Here is a 16,723-nt window from a genome sequence, read left to right on the forward strand (position 1 = left end):
TCAATCAGAGAACGCGAAGAAACGGGGGATGACAGTTTTTTAAACGCAAATCACCATCAGGACTTTGTAATCTCTTCATGTGCCAAAGCTATGCCAAACGGTAATGGCGCCCGAAGTTTGGCATTCAAAGCTTCAAGTGCCTGGTCATCTTTTGCCTTTCCTCTCACCGAAAGTGAGGCTTCAGAAATCTCAATTTCTGCGTCGGTTAGCCCCCTCGCAAGATCAATTGCAAAAAGAACCCGCTGTTCAAATTCTGGTTGCGCACCACGGGCAAGCGCCATTTGGTCATCGACCAAGATACCTGTACCCAGTGCTTCCGCTGAACTCATAATCGGTTCACGCATGGCGTTATCTGGAATAAAGCCCGACAATACGACCCCTTCCCCGGTTAGACTCAGCTTGAAAACATAGGGAGTGACTGCTGCAAGCACTGTGGTCAGATCAGAAAAATCACCGACACCACGAAGCTGCCCTACGGCCTGAACTGCTGCCTTTTGGGCTTCAGGATCAGGCGCCACGCCTTTGAGAACCACGTCACGGCCATCGACATCGAAACCTGCCCAGACATAAGGCGACAGCGCCAGCGCTGTTCGTTCGCTGATATCGGCCTCAACCCGATCCACACCGAACCACAGCGCAAGCGAAGTGAGCGCTGCAGTCCATGTCAAAGCCGGCCAAAACCATTTCAGCATAAATTCATATCTCCGATGCTGCGTGGCGTATACGAAAGCCCGCAAAAACTGATCTTCGCAAAACTACAAGAGCGACGCCGGATTTTCAAACCGCAGACGACAAAAAACCCGGCAGCAAGGCTGCCGGGTTTTTCTCAAACCAATCCGTAAGGATTAGAACGAACGCTGGAAGCGGACCATACCCTGCCAAGCGTCGTCACCCTTGAGCGGCGAATACTTGTTGTCCCACTTGGTGTAGGAAACTTCTGGAGTGATGGTGAAGCCTGGAACCAGTTCGTAAGCTACGTTTGCAGTTGCTGCGAACGTCTTAGCATCTTCGTAAGCGAGCTGAAGATTGAAGGTAGCCTTGTCGGTTGCCTTGAACTTCGCGCCGCCCCAAACAGCCCAATCGCCGCCCCAGGTGCCGTAGAAGCTGTCGATTACGCGAATGCCAACGAAGCTACCGTCTGCACGGTATCCACCGACATAAGTGTCGTCGTTCGACTTATAGCCGCCCATTACCCATACGGAGAACTGATCAGTTACGTTTACGTCGAGGCGAACCTTACCAGCCCACTCTTCGTTAACTGCATCGTAAGCTGCAACACCAACGATCGAACCCCAGCCCTGAGCGTACTTCAGGCCACCAACAACATGTGGTGTATAATCGTCGATAACTACGTCAACGTCTGAGTCGCCATTGCCACCCTGTTCAAGAGCGATGATAGCCGAGAAACCATTGCCGCCTGTGAAGGTGTAGCTGATTGCGTTGGTGCGGTAGCCACCAGCAAGAATTACGTCGTCGTTGATGACGTCGCCGAGGTAACCAGGGAAGGTTACGAATGCGGATTCATCAAGACCAACGCGGAGACCGCCGAGCTGAATGTAGCCATAACGAAGAGTGCCGGTTGAGCTTGAATCTTCGCCGTTTGTATACTGGAAACGTGTTTCAGCATAAGTCTTCAGTGTACCGAGTTCGGTTTCCGAAGCGGTTGAGAAGCGAAGCGAGAAACGTGTCAGATAGTCGTATGTGTCACGATTCTGATTCTTGATACCAAAAGCGGTCCCATCTTCATTGAAACCAACGCCACCGCGAGCATAAACATTGTCGCCGCCCTTGATGTCTGCACGAACGTAGCCGTGGATACGCAGGCAGGTTTCGGTGCCTGGAATGTAGAAGTAGCCAGCGCCGTAAGCATCGCAAACGCGGACGTATTCAACTGCTTCTGGCTCTGGAGCGACGATTGCGTCTGCTGCCTGAGCGCCGGAAGCTGCAACGAGAGCTGCAGCGGAGCCGAGGAGAAGGCTCTTGATGTTCATTTCTGACCTCCAGTCAAAGTTAAAAATGGGTCTGGGCATTCTGATTTGGCTGAAGGACAACCTGTCCCCATCCCCTGATGAAAAAGTCGCCCCGAAGCGCTCCTTCTTCTGGATGTGAAGATACTCGCCAACTTTTTCGATTCAACACCGAATGTGCGCAACCGGCATTTATGGGGACTCTATGAGCGACCTCTGTTGCAGAAAAGACACGAAATCGCCCAGCTTCGTTTAAGAAATTAATGTTTTATTTATATAAGTGAATATGCATTAACCGGTGTTAACGATTGAAATCACATATTTTTTCGCCCGCATAAAAGATCTCTAGCGAATCTTTCCCGTTTTGAACTCATAGCGCCGGCTGAAGGTTCTACGCTCCGAATCTATCGATTTGCCTATCGTTACGAACCCTCAACTCATCGTAACACTATTTACAAATCTAATGCGCGAGCGGCGAGAAAATGGCTGTATTTATGGAATGATATACGGTTTGTGCAAAATTTTGCTGTAAAAACGACTATTCCTCATTCAATTCGCTTGAAATCATGAGACGTTCCAGCTATCTCGCCTCTACCGGAGAGGTGGCCGAGAGGTCGAAGGCGCTCCCCTGCTAAGGGAGTAGACCCGCAAGGGTCTCGTGGGTTCGAATCCCATCCTCTCCTCCATTACAAATCACCCCAGAAAAACGTGTGCCTGGCCGCTTCCGAGGCTCCGATCCGCTTTTTACAGCGTCATTTCGTTTTTTTATTTTGAGGGATTTTTTAGGCCTCCAAATCGTTCGATCTATTAACGCATTGGAATAACTCGAGATTTCGACCTTCCTTCGATTCTTGACTGGAGGTCAGAAATGAACATCAAGAGCCTTCTCCTCGGCTCCGCTGCAGCTCTCGTTGCAGCTTCCGGCGCTCAGGCAGCAGACGCAATCGTCGCTCCAGAGCCAGAAGCAGTTGAATACGTCCGCGTTTGCGATGCTTACGGCGCTGGCTACTTCTACATTCCAGGCACCGAAACCTGCCTGCGCATCCACGGCTATGTTCGTGCGGACATCAAGGGCGGCGATGACGTGTATTATCGTGGCGCCGGCGTATCCGCAGTTGAAGGCGGCGGCTTCAAGTTTACAGACAAGGGTAAAGATCGCGATACCTACAGCTTCCTATCGCGCTTCACACTGCGTACGTCGACCGCTTCGGAAACCGAACTCGGTACACTGAAAACCTACACAGAAACCCGCTTTAACTATCAAAATGGTGGGGATTCCGGCACTTCGCTTAACTTCGCCTACATTCAGCTTGGCGGTTTCCGCGTTGGCCTCGATGAGTCTGCATTCCTCACCTTCCCAGGTTATCTCGGCGACGTCATCAACGACGACGTGATTTCTGCTGGTGGTTACCGCACCAATGCAATCAGCTACACCTTCACAGGCGGCAATGGCTTTTCGGCTATCATCGCTCTTGAACAGGGTAACAGGGATGATGCCTTCCTCGACTACGGTATCATTGATGATTACACGCCAAATGTCGTTGGTGGCCTGAAATATGCTCAGGGCTGGGGTTCGATCGCCGGTGTTGCAGCTTATGACGCACGTAACGAAGAATGGGCTGGTAAAGTTCGCCTCGACGTAAACGTAACGGACCAGTTCTCCGTATGGGTACAGGGCGGCTACAAGTCGAACAATGACATCTACGCTCACTACGATGCTAACGGCGACATTGTGATTGATGGCGGCAGCTCGACCTATCGTGGCGTTCGTCTCACCAACAGCTTCTACGGCACATGGGGCGGCGATTGGGCTGTCTGGGGTGGTGCGAAGTTCCAGGCAACCGACAAGGCTACCTTCAACGTTCAGCTTGCTTACGAAGATGCTAAGACGTTCGCAGCAACTGCAAACGTAGCTTACCAGCTGGTACCAGGCTTCACGATTACCCCGGAAGTTTCCTATACCAAGTGGGACGACAAGAAGTCGGTTCTTAAGGGTCAGGACGCTTGGCAGGGCATGGTCCGCTTCCAGCGTTCATTCTAATAACGATGTGACTTACTACCTGACGCCGATGGGGAACCGCGGCGTCAGTTCCATTCTAACTGCTCAAGAACGTAACCGACAAGCTTATGTGAAATGGGGATTTCGCATAGGTGTTACTGAGTAGAGACGAGAACAACAATTGAGGGGGCAAAGCGGTCTTTCAGAGGATCATAATATGTCTCCACATAAAATTAGCTCACTTATCTTGTGTTTGTGTAATTATTTAATTATGTCTGTTTCCCATAAAAAATATGGGGGCATACTATGATCGTCGTTGGGGGAGCGAAGGTCGATAGTGGTGATGTTTACGCGCCAATAATCGATTATAATCTCGAATATACATCCAGCAGAAGCCAGAAACATCGAATTGTCGAAAGATTCACACTGGCCGAATTGGCGGGTAAGTATATTAATATACTCTGGGATGATGGTTCGCACAAGTATAATGTGAAGTCTTTTCTCGGTGAGATCGATGAAATCTTGAAAGGCATACGTTTTTCTGGATTTGATCAGGAAATGCTCGACTCTGTCATTGGTACGCTTCGCGAGCGCGGTAACAGCAATGCAACCATCAATCGTAAGATGGCTGCATTAAGCAAGCTGCTGCGAAAGGCGCACAAAATGGGGGACATATACAATCTGCCGGAATTTATCCGACAGAAAGAACGAGCAGGACGCATTCGCTTCCTAGAATACGAAGAAGAGAAACGCCTATTCGCTGCAATTAAAACACGCTGTGTGGATAGCTATCGCCTTTCAGTGTTCCTAGTCGACACGGGTTGTCGTCTTGGAGAAGCTATCGGCTTGACTTGGAATGACATTCAAGAACATCGGACGACCTTTTGGTTAACCAAATCAAATAGAAGCCGTACAGTCCCTCTTACAAAACGAGCGAAAAAGGCGACCGACATAGCGCATGAGCGGCTGAAGGGCCCCTTTTCTATGCTCAATCAGGTTCGCTTCCGCCAGATTTGGAATGAAGCCAAACTTGAAGTGGGGCTTGGCACGGATGACCAGGTTGTCCCGCATATTCTGCGTCATACATGTGCGTCGCGTCTGGTGCGCGGCGGAATCGATATAAGACGCGTTCAAATGTGGCTGGGTCACCAAACTTTGCAGATGACTATGCGTTACGCTCATCTTGCGACACATGATCTAGATTCCTGCGTGAAGGTGCTCGAAATTCGCTGATGGAAAGCGCCTCAATGCGACTGTCGCGCCTTGCATTATGCGCTATGCGCACATCCTAAGGTTGAATTCAACTTTCGCGATCTCAGTCGTATCATAACAACAGAACACAGCCGGGTTCTTGCTATCCGCAACCGGCCAAAGTGCGAGTGAAATCGTAGTAGATATTTGAATGTAATGGCTTTCACTGCATTCAAATATGTCTGGCGTATAAATAGTAATATGCGACGTATTATTGGCCAGTGGCCCGTCGAAACTAGCGCAAATCGCTATGTCTACACTATTTTTTATCCGATTTGGACGCACAGCTTGCCGGTTGATCGCTTAAATGGCACAACATTGCCACTTCACCCTATCAGATCTAGTTGACCGGAAGCATAATGACATCGCCTCGTTTCACACCACTCGTGGAAACCCTGCCCTCCACTGTCCCATTTGTCGGCCCTGAAACACTTGAACTTCAGCGCGGAAGATCTTTCAGTGCGCGTATTGGTGCAAACGAGAGCAGTTTCGGGCCGGCACCTTCTGTCATTGAAGCGATGAAACAGGAAGCCTCCGAGGTCTGGAAATATGGTGATCCAGAAAACTATGCTTTGCGCCATGCAATTGCAGCACATCACGGTGTAACACCCGAAAACATTATGCCAGGAGCAGGCGTGGACGCTCTCTTAGGCTTAGTCGTTCGTCAGTATGTGCAGCAGGGTGACAAGGTAATCAATTCACTCGGCGGATACCCGACATTCAACTATCACGTTGCCGGTTTTGGCGGCACTCTGATTACGGTTCCTTACAATCAAGATAGACCAGATCTCGATGCCCTGATTGAAAAGGCGCGACAAGAAAAACCAGCGTTGCTCTATATCGCCAACCCAGACAACCCAATGGGTACGTGGCATGAAGGCTCGGATATTCAATCCTTCATTGAACGGATACCGGAAACCACGATGCTAATTCTCGATGAGGCCTATTGTGAAACAGGCCCTGTTTCTGCGTTTCCACCGTTTGAACTGGATCGACCAAACATTCTTCGTATGCGCACCTTCTCAAAGGCCTACGGACTTGCTGGCATTCGCGTGGGGTACGTTGTGGGCAACAAGAATGCTATCAGCGCCTTCAATAAAGTCCGTGATCATTTTGCGGTTAACCGAATTGCACAAGCAGCCGCTATCGCCGCTCTAAAGGATCAGGATTATCTACACGACGTTGTTGGTAAAATTCATGCTGGTCGTGAGCGCATTGCAAAGATCGCTGTTAAACACGGACTGAAGCCTATTCCTTCAGCCACTAACTTCGTGACTATTGATTGTGGCAATGACGGTTCATTTGCAACCGCTATTCTCAATGGCCTCATTGAGCGAGACATCTTCGTCCGTAAGCCCGGCGCACCTGTTCTAGATCGCTGTATACGGGTAAGCGTTGGCACTAGTGAGCAATTAGATTTGTTCGAAGAAGCATTTCCTGCTGCACTCTTCGATGCGCAAAAAGGCTTTTAATTAACTATCTAAATACGCATTTTGCATAATTGCGGAGAAAAATATGCCAAGCCAACTGATTACCAAGACACGCAATCCGGTATTTGGAACACTTGCTGGAGTTTGCGGAGCGTTGGCGATTGCCGCCTATGCGGGAGCAGCGCATGGTGGTGAAAATCACCTCAGTGCCATTGCACCACTCTTGCTTGGTCATGCCCCCGCTCTACTGGTCCTGTCATTGATTGTTCCGAATAGTCGCCTCGCAATGATTGGGGGGAGCATTCTCATTGCCGGGCTCGCACTCTTTTGCGGCGACCTTTTCATGCGTGACATGACAGGCAACAGGCTGTTCCCAATGGCAGCCCCAACAGGCGGAAGTCTCATGATTTTGGGCTGGCTTGTGGTGGGTATCAGCAGCTGGTTCAAACGAAGCTGATATCGATTACGTATCTGACAATCAAAAAAAGGCCTTGCACGTTGCAAGGCCTTTTTCTCTAAAACGGTGTAAGTTCAAACCGACTTATGAGCCGTCCCAGATTTAAATTTATGAATTGCCCTTCAAGCGAGCGTTGCAGAGGCTGTAATAACCGCCGCCCTTCTGCACCCACTTGAGCCCCCCAAGAGCATTCGCATCTTTCGCAGCGTGGTACTGTTCAAGGCAGGTGTGCATACGAGCCTTACCTGGCGACTCACTGGAGAATTTGGCAGATACAGCGGATGGAAATTTCACTCCCTTCGGCGCGGCCGTGGTTGGGGCGGCAGGCTCCGAATTACCGTCGGTACTCAGCGCAACTGCATCGGCGCCCGGTCCACATTCAGCTTTACGGAAATCATTCCATTTTGCGCCACCATCGGTACCCGCATCTTTGGCGGCCTGATATTTCGCACTGCACTGCTTCATCGTCAAACCCTTGGCGCTATCATCATTCGATGCAGCGGCCTTCTTTGCTGGCGCAGCAGCTTTCGTTGCGGGAGCGGCAACCGGGGCAGCGGCAGCATCATCGCCACACTGAGTCTTGCGGAAGTCGTTCCACTTGACATCGCCAAGTGTCCCTGCGTCTTTTGCCGCTTGATACTTTGTGCTGCATTCCTTCATCGTCAGCGCATTTGCCGGTGATGAAAAGGCAAAAGCAGATGCACCCAAGATAATGGCAGTGCCTGCCATGGCTGTGATGGTACGAATAGACATCTCGTCGCTCCCTGTCGGATACGGGCGTTAATCTGAGTTAGTTCAAATCGCATTGCCAGCTTCTTGGTGTATGGCTTTGCGATCAATTCTGAGCAACTTTTATGCTCAAGCCTTCATAACCCTTCGAGCTTCATGGCTCATTCAAAATTACTGTCAGCAAGTTGACTATCAATTAGTTGCTTAATATTACCTCTGCCTACAATACAAAAATTCTAACCGTCATTCTTTAGTCGTTACATAAATTTGCATGACATGAAGTAAATATACAGTATCTCCATGGTCTTGTCTCAGAATTATTGCAACACAGTTAAAATCCGGAGCTTGCCCAGATGGTAAAAAGGATCATGATCATTGGGGGCGCAGGTTCAGGAAAGTCCACCCTCGCCCGTTCGCTTGGCGCAATCACCGCATTACCTGTTGTTCATATCGACACCATTTATTGGCTACCCAATTGGACAATGCGCTCGCGCGACGAAATCGGCCTTCTGAGCAATGAGATTGCGGATCGCGATGAATGGATATTTGAAGGAAATCACAGCGAAACAATGGCGTATCGCGCATCGCGCGCCGAAATGCTTATTTTTCTGGATATCTCTACCCCGCGACGCCTTTGGCGAATCTTAAGCAGAACACTTCGGCATTATGGCAAATCCCGTCCTGATATGGCGGAGGGGTGTACCGAGCGTTTTGATTGGGAATTCCTGAAATTTGCGGCAAATTATCGGAAAAATGGACGTATTAGAGCAAAATCCTTTCTGGAAAATGCTCCTTCGCACCTGAAAAAGCATCATCTACGCAGTCCGAAAGATGTGGAACGATTTCTTGCCGAGACTCGCAACGAAATAATCCGAAAAGATAAACGGTCAAAGTTGAGCTAAAATAAAAATGCGCCGCTCAAAATAACAATATTGCTAGCAGTGCCGTAGGGCCTTTGCGATGCTATATTTGTGAAGTCTCCCAAGACTTGGCGCTGGCGCGTGGCAAACTATCCATCGATCAGCGAGAATATGCGCACACTGAAATGACGGAACTTTGCTCCGGCCTTTTGGGTAATCTTGTCCGGATTTCCGGTTTTCGCAGCTCTGGAGTTAAAAGTGGCCGATATCGCAGATAGCGCCTCCCAACTTGTCGACGTGCGCAGTACACTCGGTTTTGATCGTCATCGTCTTTATGAAGACGCAATCGCCATGCTGATTGGCACTTCATTAATTGCCTTGGGTATCACGCTTTATAGCCAAGCGACGCTTATGACGGGCAGTACGGCGGGCATCGCCCTTCTGATACACTATGCCACCGGCATTGGATTTGGCCTGCTTTATTTCGTAATCAACCTGCCATTCTACTTTTTTGCTGCAAAGCGGATGGGCTGGCCATTTACGATCAGAACATTCATTGCTGTCGCGCTTCTATCTCTCTTTGCCAAAATCATCCCTTTGTCTGTTGATTTCAGCTCAATCAACCCGCTCTTTGCAGCCCTCATGGGCGGTACACTTATGGGAATGGGCGTTCTAGCACTTTTCCGCCATCGCTCCGGGGTGGGCGGCGTCAATATTCTGGCGCTCTATTTGCAGGATGCCCATGGTATTCGGGCCGGTTGGTTCCAGCTTGCACTTGACAGTGCTATCATGTTGGGATCGCTATTTTTCATCCCGTGGGAAAACATGCTTCTCTCCCTGGTGGGCGCGATTGCGATGAATGTGATCATAGCAATCAATCACAAACCGGGGCGTTATCTCGGGATCAGCTAAACAAAAGCCGCCTCATTGGGCGGCTTTTTGATTTCTGCATTCGATAGGTCAGTGCGAAGTCATCCATTCGCGTGCGCCACGCAGTGCTGCTGCCAGCTCACTCTTGCTCATGGTGGCTGCAACCTGATTACGCATACGTTCGGCTTTCTCGTTGCCACGGATCGCCGCGATGTTGAGCCACTTATGCGCTTCCACGACATCAATTTCGCAATCGCGACCAATGGCGTATTTCAAACCCATCTCCAGCAGGATGCGATCCTGAGAAACTGCCTTATAATGGTGTGTACCGCTTTGAAACTGCGTCATTTTTCTTGTCCCTGTTAAATCCCGAGAACCGTCCGCTCTTTGTTTCCGTGACTGGCTTTCACCGTCCCGGAACCGTCGGATCTGTCGTTCCGTTCATGGTCTTCAAGATAAGCGACAGAGTTAAAATGCGCGTTAAACCAGATGCTTAACAACGCAACAACGAAATCCCAACAAGGAGTAAATTTGGGATTTCGTTAAACATCCAAGCTTCGTGAATTGCAGCGTTTTTCCGAAATGGCTGCTTTTTTATTCACTCCGTCTGGAAACCAGATGATAACCATGGCGTCGATTGGCTTTGTTGAGAGAGTGATTATCTACGAATTTTCCATCGCCAATTATCCCTCTTCCGCTTTGATGAAAACTCGATTACGTTTACGTTTGCGTAAGTTTTCTGCAGAGCTGCAAATTGTGAGCTTTGCGGCATTTTGGGAGGAATGCATGATCCGCACTTTTATTATGGGAATGACCGCTGCTGTGGCGCTGACGGCAGGTTTGGCCGCACCAGCGTTTGCTGAAGAAGCAATTGTCGGTTCCTGGAAACGTTCGAACGGTACGATTATCAGCTACGCGGCTTGCGGTGGCGGCAAATATTGCGGCACGGTGCAAACCGGCGAATATAAGGGTAAGTCGATTGGCACAATGTCTGGCAAGGATGGCAGCTACAAAGGTGAAGTCAACAAGCTAGACGAAGGCAAGACATACACAGGCAAGGCCAGTGTCAAGGGAAACACTCTTTCACTTTCGGGCTGCGTCATGGGTGGTCTGATCTGCAAGAGTGAAAGCCTTTCTCGGCAGTAAACAGATAAAATAAAAGGCGACTTCTCAGCCGCCTTTCTTTCAAGCATTTCTGGCCAAAACGATTTAACGCGCCTTTTGGCCAAACAGTATTTTCTGCGCTTCCTTGTCATTTGCTAGGTTAGACTTTTCGCGCTCTTCCTTGCCTACCCCAAGGCCACGCTGCACGGCAGGTCGTGCATTCATGGTTTCATACCAGCGCTTGAGGTTCGGGAAATCCTCCAGTTGCTGATCGAAATTCTTGTACGCATTGATCCAGCCGATGCTGGCCATATCAGCGATAGAATATTCGCCCGCGATATAGTCTTTACCTTCAAGCTGACGATTGAGAACACCATAAAGACGGTTGACCTCATTGGTGTAGCGGTCGATGCCATATTGCACCTTTTCCGGCGCATAATTGCGAAAGTGTCCGGCCTGACCCGACATGGGCCCAAGTCCGCCCATTTGCCACATCAGCCATTCGTCAACAATGACACGCTTGCGTTCATCGGTCGGATAAAACTTTCCGAACTTGCGCCCGAGATACTGAAGAATCGCGCCTGATTCAAAAACCGATATCGGCTCGCCACCTGGTCCTTCCGGATCAATGATAGCAGGCATACGGTTATTGGGTGCGATTTTAAGAAAGTCGGGCTGGAACTGATCACCCTTGCCAATGTTAACATATTTGACTTCGTAAGGAACACCCAGTTCCTCCAGCATGATGCTGATCTTGAAGCCATTAGGGGTAGGCCAATAGTAAAGCTCAATGGGTTTTGTCTGCTCAGCCATGGGTATCTGTCTCCCGCTTTCTTGGCTTTGTCCAAATTTCCGATGCGCGTTAAGATAATCGCCGTGCAGCTCGGTACAAGTGCGAACCGATCAAGTTAATGAAACATCAATATTTTTGAACCCCGGATGAATGCAGCTCTCAGGAGCGGTTCAGGTGACGTCGTTAAATTCAATCATCATAGAAATATTTTGAAGCTGGGGGAATTATGCTGGTTAGGCGCGTTACAATTGTTTGTCTGATGATTATGGGTCTCGCAATCATCGCCAGCCTTTTTGTTGATCGTAAATATTATGTTTATCGTGATCAACCGGTCGTCTCGCCCATCACAGTAATGCACCTCCAGCATGCGGACGGAGACCAGTGGCTATGATCTCGCGTTGCCGTATTTCAGCAGCAATTGCTCTTCGTGTGCTGCTTTTCACTGCCGTCTTCACTGGTCCCGCCGCGACCTTCGCTTACACCCAAATCGGACAGAAAGCGCATATGAGCGGCATCGGTCTGGTCCTGTATGTAGGCCTACAACGCGCTGCATAAACAAGGACATGCGTGTGTCGCAGAGTTTGGTATACTGAGCCATGACACAGCGAATCGATCAACCATTCCTATCAGAGATTAAAACGCCTCCTTTTATGGAGCCGGAAGTTTTCACCGATGCAAGCGCGGCAGTTGCCGCGCTACGCAAACTTTATGATCGCAATACCGCGTTTCTCCGCGCTGCGTTTGAGCAGCTCGCAAAAGGAGAGGTGCGCCCTCAGCGCTATCGTGCTTTTTACCCCGAAATTTGTCTGTCTACATCAAGCTTCGCTCATGTAGATACACGTCTGGCCTTTGGTCACGTGACCATGCCTGGAGACTACACGGCTACGATTACCAGACCGGATCTGTTCGATCATTACCTCAACGAGCAAATCCGCCTGCTGATGCGCAATCATGGCGTTGCCGTTACGGTTCGCGAATCAGCCACGCCGATACCGATTCACTTTGCTTTTATGGAAGGCACCTATGTCGAGGCATCGGTTGCCAATGCCTTCACACACCCGATGCGCGATCTGTTCGATGTGCCGGATTTGGCTGCAACCGACGACAAAATCGTCAACGCCGACTTCGATCCTATTCCCGGTGAACCAATGCCGCTGGCCCCATTCACTGCACAACGCGTTGACTATTCTCTACACAGGCTGGCACATTACACCGCAACCAGCCCCAAGCATTTTCAAAACTTTGTTCTGTTCACAAACTATCAGTTCTATATGGACGAATTCTGCGCTTATGCGCGTAAACTGATGGCAGACGGCGGTGGCGGCTACGATAGTTTCGTGGAGCCGGGCAACGCGATAACGCGTGCGGGCGAAACTGCGCCAAGTAGCGGTATACCGCTTCAGCGCATGCCACAGATGCCGGCTTATCACCTGCGACGCAGCGATCATTCGGGCATCACAATGGTCAATATCGGTGTTGGTCCATCCAATGCAAAAACTATTACTGACCATATCGCGGTGCTCCGCCCACATGCTTGGGTAATGCTGGGCCATTGTGCCGGCCTGCGTAACAGTCAAGAACTTGGCGATTACGTGCTTGCTCATGCTTATATGCGTGAAGACCACGTTCTTGATGACGATCTTCCTGTTTGGGTGCCCTTGCCTGCGCTTGCCGAAATTCAGGTGGCGCTTGAAGAAGCAGTCGAAGAAATCACCGGCCTTGAAGGCTATGACCTCAAGCGCATCATGCGAACAGGAACAGTCGCGACCATTGACAACCGCAATTGGGAACTCCGCGACCAGCGCGGCCCGGTTCAGCGGCTTTCGCAAGCGCGTGCCGTCGCACTCGACATGGAATCGGCCACGATTGCTGCCAATGGCTTCCGCTTCCGCGTGCCATACGGCACGTTGCTCTGTGTTTCGGATAAACCTCTTCATGGGGAACTTAAACTGCCTGGTATGGCTACAGAGTTCTACAAGCGGCAAGTGGCACAACATCTGCAAATCGGTATTCGTGCGATGGAAAAAATCGCAGCCATGCCTGATGAGCGACTGCATTCACGCAAGCTCCGCAGCTTCTTTGAGACGGCTTTCCAATAATTAAAAGCAGTAGAGCAATAGCTAGTCAGGGCAGTATGTGTTTTGAAAACATACTGCCCTTTTCGACCTCCCCTATTCCATCATCGCGCCGCAATCAGCGGCTAGGTGCGTATCATGTCAAAACGCCGCGAAAACCTTTCATTACTCCTATTGATAACCGCTGTTCTGGTGTCGGCGCCTCTTGTGCTTGGTTTTCTCGGATCAGCGCATCCAATGTTCGATTCATTCGCGCATTTTCGACCACATCTCGCGATTCTGATGGGTTTGCTGGCACTGCCGCTCTTGTTCACAACGATGCGGCGCGAAGGTGCCATGATCCTTTTGTTTGCGATCCTCGCTTTCAGCACGACGCTCGGTGCCGCACGTAATCTTCTCGACGGATCATCTTCTGCACAGGCCAATGTGCCGACAACCGGCGCACGTTATAGTCTGGTGCAGATCAATCTACGCTATAACAACCCTGAGCCAAAACGCGTTTTGCAGATGATTGCGCAGGAAAAGCCTGACGTTATCGCCTATCAGGAAGCGGGCGCCGATTGGGCAATGTGGATCGATATTCTGAAGGGCACTTATCCTTACCATTTTGAATGCCGCAAAGACGGAAGCAATATGGGCGTTGGTATTCTGTCCCGCCGTCCATTCAGTGAAGGTAGCGCGCAGCTGTGCCTTGGCGATGATCGCCTTGCCATGACTTCCATCGATTTTAGTGGCACAAGCGTCAATGTTGCAGCATATCATGCGATACTTCCATGGCCCTTTGGTCAAGCAGCAGTCATTGATGCATTGGTGCCGGAATTGCAGAAATTCAGCGGCCCTACGATCATCACTGGTGATTTCAACGCGACACCATGGAGCAATGCAGTCCATCGCATTGAGAAAGCCTCGGCCACCAAGGCAATGACTGGCATTGGCGGGACATGGATCTTGCAAAGTCTTCCGATAAAACTGGCGCCCTATATCGGCCTACCCATCGATCAGGTTCTCGTAAACCGCGAGATCGAAGCACCGGTTGCATCCACGCGCGAGGGCGTGGGCTCAGATCACTTGCCTATAAGGCTTGAATTCTCGGTTCCTATGCCGTTACGACCAGACACTAACGAGCCGGAAACTCAATCGGTAATGCTCTCATTTTAAAGTGTGAGAGCGACCTTTATGCGCCCAATGAGGCGCCCGTCGTTCCAATAAAAAAGGCGGTTTAAACCGCCTTTTTTATTATATATTCCTGTAAACATTACATGTTTACATAAACTGGTCCTTCGCCGCCTTGTGGCGGAACCCAGTTAATGTTCTGGTTCGGGTCCTTGATGTCGCAGGTCTTGCAATGCACGCAGTTCTGCGCGTTGATCACAAAGCGAACATCTTTGGCCTGTGGATCAGCCGCCGAATTGCCGTCAGTATCCACCCATTCGTAAACGCCTGCCGGGCAATAGCGCGTCGATGGTCCTGCAAACACATCATGTTCGGAAGTCTGCTGAAGCTTCATGTCAGCCACCTGCAGATGCACGGGCTCGTTCTCGTCATGGTTGGTGTTTGAAAGAAACACGGACGAAAGACGATCAAACGTCAGCACACCATCCGGCTTTGGATAATCGATCTTCTTGTGCTTTGCTGCCGGCTCCAGGCTTTGCGCATCGGTCTTGCCATGCTTCAGCGTACCAAAAAATGAGAAACCAAACAGCTGATTGGTCCACATATCAAGACCGCCGAGAGCAACACCAACAACCGTGCCGAACTTCGACCAGAGCGGCTTCACATTTCGGACCTTCTTGAGATCCTTGCCGATGGCGCTATTACGCCAGCTGTTTTCGATTTCAATCGGTTCATCGTTCGCACGTCCTGCAGCCAATGCTTCCGCAATCTTGTCGGCAGCAAGAATGCCCGACAGAACAGCGTTGTGACTGCCCTTAATGCGCGGGACGTTGACGAAGCCAGCCGAACAGCCGATCAGCGCACCACCCGGGAAGGACAGTTTTGGCACTGACTGGAAGCCTCCTTCGGTAATCGCACGCGCGCCATAAGAAAGACGCTTGCCGCCTTCGAATGTATCGCGGATCGCCGGATGCGTCTTGAACCGCTGGAACTCTTCAAACGGTGACAAGTACGGGTTCTTGTAGTTGAGATGCATTACGAACCCAACCGCAACCATATTGTCTTCAAGATGATACAGGAACGAGCCGCCGCCGGTCTTCATATCAAGCGGCCAGCCAAATGAATGCTGTACCAGGCCCGGTTTATGCTTGGACGGATCGACCTGCCATAGTTCCTTGAGGCCGATACCAAACTTGGCTGGTTCACGACCTTCATCAAGCTTGAACTTCGCGATGAGTTCCTTGGCAAGCGAACCGCGCGCACCTTCACCGATCAGCACATATTTGCCGAGCAGCGCCATGCCGCGCGTGTAGTTTGGACCATGCGAGCCATCGCGTTCGACGCCCATATCACCGGTAGCAACACCAATTACAGTGCCTTCATCATTATAAAGCACTTCTGTTGCAGCGAACCCCGGATAGATTTCAACGCCAAGTTCTTCAGCCTTAGTGCCAAGCCAACGGCAGACATTGCCGAGCGACACAATGTAATTTCCGTGATTGTTCATCAGCGGTGGCATTGCGAAATTTGGAAGACGCACTGAACCCGCAGGACCAAGCAGCAGGAAATGATCGGCGGTCACAGGGGTCTTGAACGGATGCCCCTCTTCCTCGCGCCAGCCCGGCAGAAGCTGATCGATACCGCTTGGATCAACAACGGCGCCCGACAGAATATGCGCGCCAACTTCCCCGCCCTTTTCAAGAACGACGACTGAAAGCTCCGGGTTTATTTGTTTGAATCGGATAGCCGCGGCAAGGCCAGCAGGGCCTGCGCCGACAATCACAACATCAAATTCCATGCTTTCGCGTTCGGGAAGCTCCTGGCTCGCGATTGCTGGGGCTTCAGACATTCTAGGCCTCCGTCTGGTGTAACTTCATCACTCCCTAATACAGCGGGCGTAATGCATCTAATTGTTTTTACTCATGATCCCATCGCGAACGACGATAAACCGCTTTAACGCAAATAGGCTTTCCCCATTGGTCTTACCCTCTCGCAGAGTTAAAGACTGTCGCATATGCGTCCAATTGTCCAAAATAGCTGCAATACAGGCCTTCATAATATTTACCTTAACGTAA

The 16,723-nt window shown here is 50.4% G+C and carries 16 protein-coding genes and 1 tRNA gene; 11 read left to right on the forward strand and 6 right to left on the reverse strand.

Features of this window, described 5'->3' with window-relative positions; all coding sequences use genetic code 11:
* Positions 1-56: 56 nt before the first annotated feature.
* Entirely contained in the window at positions 57-692 is a 636-nt protein-coding gene (locus H5024_RS09280; protein ID WP_187545697.1) for a BON domain-containing protein, read from the reverse strand.
* Between the two features lie 153 nt (positions 693-845).
* Complete coding sequence (locus H5024_RS09285) at positions 846-1,991, reverse strand: porin (protein ID WP_187545700.1); 1,146 nt, start codon at positions 1,989-1,991, stop codon at positions 846-848.
* 572 nt (positions 1,992-2,563) lie between these two features.
* Between H5024_RS09285 and H5024_RS09290 the strand changes: the two genes are divergently transcribed.
* The 5 genes from H5024_RS09290 to H5024_RS09310 all read left to right on the forward strand — a co-directional run bounded on the left by H5024_RS09290 (position 2,564) and on the right by H5024_RS09310 (position 7,104).
* Positions 2,564-2,653: transfer RNA gene (locus tag H5024_RS09290), tRNA-Ser, on the forward strand.
* A gap of 182 nt (positions 2,654-2,835) precedes the next feature.
* Entirely contained in the window at positions 2,836-4,008 is a 1,173-nt protein-coding gene (locus tag H5024_RS09295; protein ID WP_187545703.1) for a porin, read from the forward strand.
* Between the two features lie 264 nt (positions 4,009-4,272).
* The gene (locus H5024_RS09300) at positions 4,273-5,199 is read left to right on the forward strand and encodes a site-specific integrase (protein ID WP_187545705.1); all 927 of its coding nucleotides are present in this window, start codon (positions 4,273-4,275) and stop codon (positions 5,197-5,199) included.
* 377 nt (positions 5,200-5,576) lie between these two features.
* A complete protein-coding gene (locus H5024_RS09305) occupies positions 5,577-6,689 on the forward strand; it encodes a pyridoxal phosphate-dependent aminotransferase (RefSeq protein WP_187545707.1) in 1,113 nt (370 codons plus the stop codon).
* Between the two features lie 43 nt (positions 6,690-6,732).
* The gene (locus tag H5024_RS09310) at positions 6,733-7,104 is read left to right on the forward strand and encodes a DUF423 domain-containing protein (RefSeq protein ID WP_187545710.1); all 372 of its coding nucleotides are present in this window, start codon (positions 6,733-6,735) and stop codon (positions 7,102-7,104) included.
* 108 nt (positions 7,105-7,212) lie between these two features.
* On the opposite strand, the gene H5024_RS09315 is transcribed toward H5024_RS09310, so the two are convergent.
* Positions 7,213-7,857: an antifreeze protein gene (locus H5024_RS09315; RefSeq protein WP_187545712.1), complete on the reverse strand. Its 645-nt coding sequence runs from the start codon at positions 7,855-7,857 to the stop codon at positions 7,213-7,215.
* A gap of 329 nt (positions 7,858-8,186) precedes the next feature.
* Between H5024_RS09315 and H5024_RS09320 the strand changes: the two genes are divergently transcribed.
* Together H5024_RS09320 and H5024_RS09325 are read left to right on the forward strand one after the other, a co-directional pair.
* Positions 8,187-8,735, forward strand: a complete 549-nt coding sequence (locus H5024_RS09320; protein WP_187545715.1) for a DNA topology modulation protein FlaR — start codon at positions 8,187-8,189, stop codon at positions 8,733-8,735.
* Positions 8,736-8,951: 216 nt separating this feature from the next.
* Positions 8,952-9,605 carry a YitT family protein gene (locus H5024_RS09325; RefSeq protein ID WP_187545717.1) on the forward strand — a complete coding sequence of 218 codons (654 nt, stop codon included), beginning with the start codon at positions 8,952-8,954 and terminating at the stop codon, positions 9,603-9,605.
* Positions 9,606-9,653: 48 nt separating this feature from the next.
* Here the strand turns inward: H5024_RS09325 and H5024_RS09330 are convergent, their stop codons facing one another.
* The gene (locus H5024_RS09330; RefSeq protein ID WP_187545720.1) at positions 9,654-9,911 is read right to left on the reverse strand and encodes a sel1 repeat family protein; all 258 of its coding nucleotides are present in this window, start codon (positions 9,909-9,911) and stop codon (positions 9,654-9,656) included.
* 438 nt (positions 9,912-10,349) lie between these two features.
* On the opposite strand from H5024_RS09330, the gene H5024_RS09335 reads away from it, so the two are divergent.
* Positions 10,350-10,709, forward strand: a complete 360-nt coding sequence (locus tag H5024_RS09335) for a DUF2147 domain-containing protein (protein WP_187545722.1) — start codon at positions 10,350-10,352, stop codon at positions 10,707-10,709.
* Positions 10,710-10,772: 63 nt separating this feature from the next.
* Here H5024_RS09335 and H5024_RS09340 read toward each other — a convergent pair whose 3' ends face one another.
* On the reverse strand, positions 10,773-11,480 hold the full coding sequence (locus H5024_RS09340; RefSeq protein WP_187545724.1) for a glutathione binding-like protein: 708 nt from the start codon (positions 11,478-11,480) through the stop codon (positions 10,773-10,775).
* Positions 11,481-11,847: 367 nt separating this feature from the next.
* On the opposite strand from H5024_RS09340, the gene H5024_RS09345 reads away from it, so the two are divergent.
* The 3 genes from H5024_RS09345 to H5024_RS09355 all read left to right on the forward strand — a co-directional run bounded on the left by H5024_RS09345 (position 11,848) and on the right by H5024_RS09355 (position 14,693).
* Positions 11,848-12,015, forward strand: coding sequence for a hypothetical protein (locus tag H5024_RS09345; RefSeq protein ID WP_210309612.1), 168 nt, complete (start codon positions 11,848-11,850; stop codon positions 12,013-12,015).
* A 41-nt stretch (positions 12,016-12,056) separates the two neighbouring features.
* Positions 12,057-13,559 carry an AMP nucleosidase gene (locus tag H5024_RS09350; RefSeq protein WP_187545726.1) on the forward strand — a complete coding sequence of 501 codons (1,503 nt, stop codon included), beginning with the start codon at positions 12,057-12,059 and terminating at the stop codon, positions 13,557-13,559.
* A gap of 114 nt (positions 13,560-13,673) precedes the next feature.
* Positions 13,674-14,693, forward strand: a complete 1,020-nt coding sequence (locus H5024_RS09355) for an endonuclease/exonuclease/phosphatase family protein (protein ID WP_187545728.1) — start codon at positions 13,674-13,676, stop codon at positions 14,691-14,693.
* 97 nt (positions 14,694-14,790) lie between these two features.
* Here the strand turns inward: H5024_RS09355 and H5024_RS09360 are convergent, their stop codons facing one another.
* Positions 14,791-16,497, reverse strand: a complete 1,707-nt coding sequence (locus H5024_RS09360; RefSeq protein ID WP_187545729.1) for an electron transfer flavoprotein-ubiquinone oxidoreductase — start codon at positions 16,495-16,497, stop codon at positions 14,791-14,793.
* Positions 16,498-16,723 lie beyond the last annotated feature (226 nt).

It is taken from the genome of Ochrobactrum sp. Marseille-Q0166 (genome assembly GCF_014397025.1).
Taxonomy (GTDB): domain Bacteria; phylum Pseudomonadota; class Alphaproteobacteria; order Rhizobiales; family Rhizobiaceae; genus Brucella.